This is a genomic window from Desulfonatronum thiosulfatophilum (genome assembly GCF_900104215.1).
In the GTDB taxonomy this organism is placed as follows: Bacteria; Desulfobacterota; Desulfovibrionia; order Desulfovibrionales; family Desulfonatronaceae; genus Desulfonatronum; species Desulfonatronum thiosulfatophilum.
Genome location: NZ_FMXO01000004.1, coordinates 226,707 through 233,780 on the forward strand (window position 1 = coordinate 226,707; position 7,074 = coordinate 233,780).

Annotated in this window: 5 protein-coding genes; all 5 read right to left on the minus strand. The window is 58.5% G+C overall.

Annotated elements, in window-relative coordinates:
* Positions 1–3: 3 nt before the first annotated feature.
* Positions 4–1,554: a GNAT family N-acetyltransferase gene (locus BLP93_RS04805; protein WP_092117830.1), complete on the minus strand. Its 1,551-nt coding sequence runs from the start codon at positions 1,552–1,554 to the stop codon at positions 4–6.
* On the minus strand, positions 1,554–2,825 hold the full coding sequence (locus tag BLP93_RS04810; protein ID WP_139162920.1) for a phenylacetate--CoA ligase family protein: 1,272 nt from the start codon (positions 2,823–2,825) through the stop codon (positions 1,554–1,556). Before BLP93_RS04810 ends, BLP93_RS04805 begins: the two co-directional genes overlap by 1 nt.
* Before the next feature lies 1 nt (position 2,826).
* Entirely contained in the window at positions 2,827–5,334 is a 2,508-nt protein-coding gene (locus BLP93_RS04815) for an acyl-CoA reductase (RefSeq protein WP_092117835.1), read from the minus strand.
* Entirely contained in the window at positions 5,331–6,491 is a 1,161-nt protein-coding gene (locus BLP93_RS04820; protein ID WP_092117838.1) for a LuxE/PaaK family acyltransferase, read from the minus strand. The genes BLP93_RS04815 and BLP93_RS04820 overlap by 4 nt, the downstream gene beginning before the upstream one ends.
* A gap of 283 nt (positions 6,492–6,774) precedes the next feature.
* Positions 6,775–7,074, minus strand: a 300-nt coding sequence (locus BLP93_RS04825; RefSeq protein WP_244148643.1) for a transposase, incomplete at its 5' end; no start/stop codon positions are given.

The window sequence follows — 7,074 nt, forward strand, 5'->3', positions numbered from 1 at the left end:
GATTCATGATGTTGTGCCGCAGCGGTGAAAACTGGGAGGGGGGAGTCCCGCCTCGATGCGCCGGTATTCCATGGCCACTTGTTCTTTCAGCCACTCAGCCAGCTCGCCGTGCGTCTGTATCGCTGCAAAATCAACCTTGCAGCCACATAAAAGCTGGAGCGTCAATCCATAGGCGGGAAGCATCATCGGAGTCAGGCCGGCAAGGAAATACCCGCTGTATTCGGCAGCATGAACGAGGCGAGCTGCCCCAGGATCGGCCAAATCCACCGTCAGATAAATCACATCCACGCCTTCTCGAGACAGCCTTCTTGTTTCGTGCAAGAGAACCTGGGCGTAATCCGCGCCAACGGAGACGATTTGAATTCGTCCCACATTGATGTAGGTCGCTGCTGAAACCGTGTACACTGTTTTGCGCCCCGTTAAATCCGCCTGTTCGTCGCCTTCGAGCAAGCACTCCTCGGGCAATGGGGGGGCAAGCGCCGCCAGCAGTCGCCTGAGCACCGGCGCATGATCGTGAGGCAAATAGAGCGTTTGCACCGGCAACGGATGGGTGCAACGTACAGACAGGAACGTGCTTTCACGCTGTTTGAGTTCGTTATTGATGCCTTTGAATTTCATCGTGCCCGGCGCGTAGGCAAGAAGCAGCGCGATAGATTGAAATCCGAATCGGCTACAGGTCTTCTGCGTGTAGGGATGCGTCGTCACAGCATGCGCGTACAGGATCTTTTCCTTTTGGTCGGCGGCGTAATCCATGGCCGCGCGAAGCATGTGCTCCATGAGGCCCATGCCGCGCCATTTCGGATCAACCACCGCCACGCCCCATTCCAAAGCCCCCGAGTCCGTCGACTCTTTCATCAGTGTCAAATGTCCGACCAAACGGCCGGAAGGCGTTACCGCCCCCCACGATTTGAGCTGGCCGGAGTGAAAAAACGCGCGTACGCGGTCAGGGTAGTAAATGTCCTCGTAAACATAGGAGAAGCCATAGCCGCGAAAAACCAGCCGCGCAATTTGAATGGCGAATGCTTCATCCAGCACGCGAACATCCTCCACCTGCTCCGGCGGAAGCTGTTCATCCTCCGCCGGAGCGGCTTCGTGCCGCAAATTTTCAATGTGTTCGCCGGGCAAGAGCCAAGTCAACTCGACTTGCAATCCCTCCCGGCCATTATTCACCAGCCGGAAATTATCCGCGCTCTTCTTAATCAGATGCATCGCCAACCCCTCTGCCGCGGCATCCTCTTCAAGCGTCGGCGCACCCTTGTATTCGGGAATCATGGAGAGATCGAACGGCAACCCTTTGTTAATGACATTGACGAGGAAGTAAGGGGGTTCAATCTTGAACTCGAAGGTCAACTCGCCCTCGGTAACGTTCCCGTCATCAAACGAAATATGCAGAATGCCCCGGATCAGTTCCTCCACGGAGAGCTCAATGAGCTGGCGCTTGTTTTTATCAATCCCGCAGCGCTCCGATAACGAAGATGCAACCTGCTGAACCGTTCGAATCGTGTCGGTCGAGGGAGGGATCGTTATTCGGACCCAGGTTGCCGCGGGCGGCATCAGGAAAACCTCCTGTCGATCAGGCGCATCAGTTTGCCCGTGCGCGGATTCGTCAGCAGTTCGCCCGGCGTCACCCACTCAACCACCGGCGAATGAACAGCCCCTTTTTCAATGGATTCAGGAAACAACGGACGTTCCTTGTAGAGCGCGTCAATAACAGCCGTCGACATCTCTTTGGGCACATCCGTAGGGTTGGGAACCGCCACGCGCACCGTGCAGCGGTCTCGGCGGTCCTCGTGATCGACAACCAGTTGAAAGGCCACAAAGCCGGTCTCGCCCGCTGCACCACTCAGCACCCGCTGCATATCCTCCATGTAGAAGGTCACCGGACCGATCCGCGCGCCTTTCTCGGTGCGGCCCAACACCTTGAAGCGTCGCCCCGGCGTGCCCGGCGGGTCCGCCCAGCGTCCGCGATCGCCCACAGGATATCGTACGATCGGCATCAGCTTGCGTTGGAAATTGGTAATGTACAGCGCACCCTCCGCGCCGGCATCGTCAAGCGAGCGACCTTCCTCGTCCAGCAATTCAAGAACGGTGCTGTCATCAAATGTCCGATGAACACCGGGTTCGCACGACGCATCCACCCAGCCCATTTCCCCATAGTCCACGCCCGCGATGCCGATGGACCGCACACGACAGCCCGGCACGGCGCGCTGCAAGGCCGCCACCTGATCGGGATACATGGCCTCGCCGCCATACAAGAACTGCGTAACCGTCAGCTTTCCTTTTTCCGCCTCGAGCAGCGGAATCAGATTCATAATCGTCGTCGGAACCCCCGCAACGGTGCTGATCCCGAACTCCTTGACGTTTGCGATAATCTCCTCCGGCGAAGCAAACCCTGCAATCGGGAAATTCACGCCCACCCCGGCTTCTTCGATGCAGCGTCCGACAAAGAGCAGCGAGGCGTAAAGCTGGCCGCCATAAAATATGTTCGCCACGCGCTCACCCGCGCTCAAACCGCCGCGCCGCAAGCCCTGACCGAATTGCCGACAGAACAGGAACCAATCCTCGTTGCTGAAAAATGAAAACTTGGGATTCCCCGTCGTGCCGCCGCTTTTGAAGACCACGCCATCCGTATGAGGTACGGTCAGCAAGCGATTATTTTGCGGCGTGTTGGCTTCCCAATAGTCAACATGATCGGTAATCGGCAACTCGCCCAACGGAGGCGCCGTGCCGCCACGCTTCCATGCCGCGGACCACGCATCCCCGTAATACGGCGAACACTCTCTGACAAAACACAAATGCTCTTGGAGGTTCGTTTCTCTGCTCATCTTAATTCACCCTGTGATCGCAAATCGGTTTCACCTTGCCGCTGGCGCTGACCCGCTCGAACTCGCAATCCGCCACGGCGCGCACCTCAAAACGAAAGGCCAATCCCGTTTGCTCGCTGAAGGCGATTTCCTCATATTGTTCGCGGACCGCCTTTTCCGCGGCGACCGCGTCGCCCTCCGAGCTGATCAACATTTGCAGCACCGTCACATGGCCATCCTCGCGGATATGCAACTGAACCGGCCCCATATAATTCAACTGTTCATCCAGAATGGTCACAAAGCGTCGGGCATTGAAGAAAGGCGCCCCCGCCTTGAACACATCGCCCATGCGGCCTTGCAGATCGAAGCGCGGATCGGTCCGTCCGCATGGGCAGTCGCCCTCCACCCAGCAGCCCGTGTCGCCAATTTCATAGCGGACCACGCGCGGATATTCACGCGCCGAGGACGTAAACAGCAGCCGACCGCTTTGTCCGGCATCCACCGGACGGTCCTCCGCCATGTCCACAATCTCCAGCCGCTGAATCGCGCTCATCAGATGATGCACGCCCCCCTGACAATGCGGACACTGATAGCCCATCGGTCCCGCGTCATTGGAGCCATACGCTATGGAGCGCACTATCTTCACCCCGCACTCATTGGTCAGATACTCCCGCTGCGCCCGCGTCATGCGTTCGCCCCCGAAAAATACCTTCTCGACTTTTCCGCGCAGCAGCTCGCCTTGCGCCTCGAACAAGCCCAGAATATGCGAGGGCAAGCCGATAGCCACATTTGCCTTGTTCAGCAGAATTGTCTGCGCGATTTCACCGAACTCCTGCACCATCCCCATCGGCAACTGGCGCGCACGAAGTTTTTCGAGAATTGTCCAGAAGCTGATAAAACTGCCGTACAAATACCCCGAGGCAAACAAGTTGATCACCAAGTCACGTTCAGGATTCAGTCCCGCTGCCAGCAAGCCATGCGCCGCGCAGGTCATCTGGTCGTGATAGTCATCCCAGGAGAACATCGAATAAACTGGGTTTCCACTCGAACCACCACTGCGAAAAACCAAGTCAGGGCACTGCACGCTTGCGGCCATTTCCTGGAATTGCGCCTTGTGCAGAATCGGGGCAGTGGCCTGTACAGTTCCGGAAGAGGCCGAAGCTTCCAGTTCGTCAAAGCTGCCCACGCCCTCGGCTGCCTCCGGTCCATCCAGGGAAATGCGTCGTGACAGTTGTTGGAGTGCGTAAACTCCGTCGTGCGGCGCGCCCACATAGCTGTCCACCATCTCGCCCGGACGGGCCACCCGCGTGACCCCGGCACTGAAAAGCGCACGGCTGATCTCCGCCAGGGAGCGCAATCCGCAGGCCAGCCCGCAGCTTTGCAGCCAAGCCCGCATGGGCCTCAAAACCGTGGTGATCTCCTCGCGAGCCAGTCCCTTGACCCAAACCGTGCGGTAAAGCGGCGACGGCCGCAATCCCGGGCGTCGGTCCACCAGAACGCGCCAGCGTCCTTCCCGTTGATCCTCGAATATCCGGGTCAGCCCCAGCGCCTCCTCCGCGCGGGCAACCAACATGGTCGTCGTCAGTTCCGCCTGTTCGCTCGCATCCGGCAACCGTCCGGGGATTGTGGGTGAAATCTCGGCCAAGCGTACTGCCAAATCCGCCGCGAACGCTTCCACGCCTGCATCGTCCGCCTCCACGAAAATCGTCTGCGGGCTGGAACAGGCCTGCTGATCCAAACGGCACACGTCCCGCGCCGCTCCTATCAGGGCCGCGTCCCGTTCCGCGCTCCCCGGTCGCAGGCACTCCGCCGCGACATAGCCGAAAGAGACCTTGTGCCCCCAACTGATTACCCGGGCCCCTCCCGGCGCGGCCTGGCGCACCGCCGCAATGGCCTTTTCCCCGCCCCAGACCGATATCGCATCCGCAAACCCGAAGATCGTCTCCAAGCGCTCCCGATCCGTTGAAGCCACATGCACCACCGCGACATACTCTTTTAGACGGCCTCCCGCATCCAGGGAGCACAAGGCTTCCGCGAAACACGCCCCGAATTCCGTATCCCGGGCACTGACTTTGACCACGTTCACGTTCCCGGCCAACAGACTTTCCACCAGCCCCAGCGCGGCCACCGTGAATACATTGGACGGCATTACATGCACCACGCAGCCCAGCGGAGCCCACGCCTCGAACTGCCGCCCCGGATACTTTCTGCTGAGCGTTCCCGGACGAGAACACCCCAACTCCGAGCGCACTCGCCCAAGCAAGGCGTCACGGGACAACGCCCCGGCGATGCCCCGCATCATTGCCTCGACATCCTCGCGGGGCGTGGTCTCACACGCCAGGGCCACCAGCCGCTCGTACAGCTCATCGCCCGGAACAAACCGCCCAGCCAGGGCCTCGGCCGCCACCAGTAAATCCCCGAAGGGAAACGGCGGGCACAGGATCCGCGCCAGCCGCGCCTCCAGTCCCTGCAACGCCGCATCAAGGGCGGCATCATCCACCCATTCACCGAACCAGAAATGTCTATTCATTTCAGCAACTCCGCTGCTGCCGCCGCGCAACTTTTGTTCGCCGAAATGCCGGCACGGCCCAGCACTTCGAACCACGGGGTTGGATGATCACCGCATGGGCAATTATCCGCCGCATGGCGCACCGCCAAGTCCCCCATCACCACGTTGTGCGCCGGAGCCGACGTGATGTAAGGCGACACAAACGAAAGAAATCCCGGTGTTCCGTCCGGCACCGGCTTCAGCGTCTTCAGATCGCGCACCAGTACCCGCGACCACGTAGGCTGATGCAGGCGATGCCTCTTGCAACCCACATACGGCACCGAATGTTCCACGGCTCCATACGTCTCCACGATATGTTCGGAAGGAATTCCCAACTGACGTTCGATGTCCGCGAACAACGTGTCTTTCGAAACGGCCTTGTCCGCGTGTCCCTTCCACCCCCCGCCGAAGATCACGAGACTGCCCTCTGGCAAGCGCAGATCGTCCATGCCCAGGGCACGCATGCGTTCCAGGATAAAATGCAGAAACGCCGGGAAGCCGATGATGCGCACCGGCGTATCTCCAGCCGCCCATGTTTTCAGACGCGCAACGGCTCCGAATGAATCAAACTCATGGCGCCCCCCGCCAATATGGCGCAAGGTCCAGAACTGCTCGGCCACCGGCGCATACCGCATCAAATATTGGTTTGTATTGGACGTGCCCACCTTGATCCCCTCAAAGGGCTCATAGGCATTCACCAAATAATGCGCCGCTGCTTCGCTGAAGATCCCACGCGTCCGCAACGCTCGGTCCACCATTTCCCGGGCGTGCCCGATGGTGAACGCATCAAAAAACATCTGCGACTTTTGTCCTGTTGTGCCCGATGAGGTCAAATGCACCGCCACCCGCGAAAGCGGAATCGAGCGAATCTCATGAAACTTAAAGAAGTTCGCGTGCACTGGAGGCAAGGCCATCACATCCGCCATGCTCCGAAGATGGTCCACCACAATCCCGTTTTGCTCCGCAAAGCATCGGTACCACGGCGAACGCTCCATATGCAGGGCCGTCACCTCTCGCATCGCCGCGACAAACAAATCCTCATACATTTCATCCCGCGCGTAGGCCTCCGGAATCGAACAAAAACGTCGAACTGACTCCGGAATGTCCTCGCCGACACGACCATCCGGTTCGTTGATCATCTGCGCTGCTCCCTTCACATTCAAAAACAAAAAAATGACGTAATCGCTACTCAGCTGCGTTCCGGCTTGTCTCGATTTTTTTCGGCCTCGCAACTCCTTTGCCGGCTTCGTAACATTGAACCATTGCTCGAATAAACATCAATCGGCGCTTCAGGCGATTGGCAATGGTTCGATGAACGAATCCTGGTTCAGTCAGACAAGCGATGCCAAAAAATCGAGACAAGCCGGAACATTCATCAAAGAGCTAAGTAGTTAGTCGAGCCTGAAAAATCCGATATTTTCGTTACAGGATCATCATAGAAGGCTGACGGGTTGTGGTGCCGAAAAACAGCCAAAGCGTAAAAAGGGCAAAAAAGTGTTCGAACTTCCGAATCCACTTCCTGAAATTGAATGCCGCGGCAGCCATGAACAGGTTGATCGCGTCGCCGAGAACCCCTTTCAGGTAGTTTCGGGACAAGCGATGATCCTGTTTCAGGTGACCAATTATCGGCTCTATTCCTGCTCTACGGCGAAAACGCTCACGGGCGATCCGCCGTTGATAGGGGCTATCGCTTTTCTTCGGACGCCCTGGCCGCAGGATTTT

Bases quoted from the DNA above. Each gene is read 5' to 3' on its own strand.
- BLP93_RS04805 (WP_092117830.1), bottom strand. From the start codon at position 1,554: ATGCCGCCCGCGGCAACCTGGGTCCGAATAACGATCCCTCCCTCGACC.
- BLP93_RS04810 (WP_139162920.1), bottom strand. From the start codon at position 2,825: ATGAGCAGAGAAACGAACCTCCAAGAGCATTTGTGTTTTGTCAGAGAG.
- BLP93_RS04815 (WP_092117835.1), bottom strand. From the start codon at position 5,334: ATGAATAGACATTTCTGGTTCGGTGAATGGGTGGATGATGCCGCCCTT.
- BLP93_RS04820 (WP_092117838.1), bottom strand. From the start codon at position 6,491: ATGATCAACGAACCGGATGGTCGTGTCGGCGAGGACATTCCGGAGTCA.